This window comes from Sphingomonas olei (genome assembly GCF_045369765.1).
GTDB lineage: Bacteria > Pseudomonadota > Alphaproteobacteria > Sphingomonadales > Sphingomonadaceae > Sphingomonas > Sphingomonas panaciterrae.
Genome location: NZ_JBIQEU010000069.1, coordinates 1 through 1,342 on the forward strand (window position 1 = coordinate 1; position 1,342 = coordinate 1,342).

The window sequence follows — 1,342 nt, forward strand, 5'->3', positions numbered from 1 at the left end:
CGAGTCATCGTGTAATTTGTGGCTGCTTCCCCGGGCCGGCTGAGCGGCGCACCTTCTGGTTGTCGGACCTGAAGGAAGGAAGCAGCCATGAAGCACTATGCCGGAATCGACTTGTCGATGGAAACATCGCACGTCTGCATCGTCGACGCCGATGGGCGCAAGATTGCGGCCCAATGCGTGAACAGCACGCCGGAGGCAATTGCGGCGCTGCTGGAGCATCACGGACCGGTGGAGCGCGCCGTGATCGAGACTGGCCGGATGACGCCGTGGATCGCGCGGGGCCTGCAAGAGCTGGGTGTCCCTATCGTCTGTATCGATGCACGGCAGGCCCATCAGAGCCTGAAGGCGATGAAGGCGAACAAGACCGATCCACATGATGCCGCTGGCTTGGCTCAGCTGGCGCGAACGGGCTTCTTCAAGGAGGTGCATGTTAAGTCGCCGACTGCGCACGGCGTACGTTCGGTGATCACCGCTCGCTCGCACCTCGTCGAGGCGCGCGTCCGGCTCGACAACACCATCCGGGGTCTCTGTGCCACTTTCGGGATCAGGCCGGGAGCTGGCCAAGGCGAGCGTTTCCTCGCGCGCGTGCAGGCTGCCGTTGCCATCCCGGGCCTCGGCGAAGCGATAGCCTCGTTGCTCCGGGCGCGGATCGGGCTGGTTGACGAGATCCGCCGCATGGATCGCGAGCTCAAGGCGATCAGCGCCGCGTCTCCGTCATGCCAGGCGCTCATGAGCATCCCGGGTGTCGGTGTGCAGACCTCCGCCGCCTTTGCAGCAGCAGTTGATGAGGCAGACCGTTTCAAGCGGTCGCGCACAGCAGGCGCCTACTTCGGCCTCGTCCCACGTCGGCACCAGTCGGGCGAGCTCGACTGGACGGGCCGGATAACCAAGCAGGGCGACGGAACCGTCCGCAAGCTCCTCTACGAAGCCGCCAATTCGATCCTGACCCGCACCAAGCAGCCGTTCGCGCTGAAGACCTGGGCGCTCAAGATCGCGAAACGGCGAGGGCTCAAGAAGGCCCGCGTCGCGCTTGCCCGTCGTCTCGCCGTCATCATGCACGCCATGCTGCGTGACGGCACTTTGTTCGAAGCCTGAGATACGGTAGAACCAGTTCGCCAGCGGTGACGCTCTCAAGCTGACCCGATGGCGGTGTCCCGAGAGGGAACGCAGGGACGGACGATCTGCGAAGGTTATCAGATGGGCCTTCAAGCCCGCTTCGAGTCAATGCAACGTCCGGCCTTGTGAGACCCGATACAGCACCACCGACCCCCAGGCCGGCGAGTGCGGACAGATCCTTGAGACCCTCAAGGGACAACCGCCGAGCGACTGCAAATTACAGATC

General features: G+C 64.0%; 1 protein-coding gene. It reads left to right on the plus strand.

All coding sequences use genetic code 11. From position 1 onward, the window contains the following. Positions 1-87: 87 nt before the first annotated feature. Positions 88-1,095 (plus strand): IS110 family RNA-guided transposase, encoded by a 1,008-nt coding sequence (locus ACH0BU_RS18065; RefSeq protein WP_046408134.1) that lies wholly within the window; start codon positions 88-90, stop codon positions 1,093-1,095. Positions 1,096-1,342 lie beyond the last annotated feature (247 nt).

Excerpts from the sequence above, each read along its gene's own strand:
- ACH0BU_RS18065 (WP_046408134.1), top strand. The coding sequence starts at position 88 with ATGAAGCACTATGCCGGAATCGACTTGTCGATGGAAACATCGCACGTC.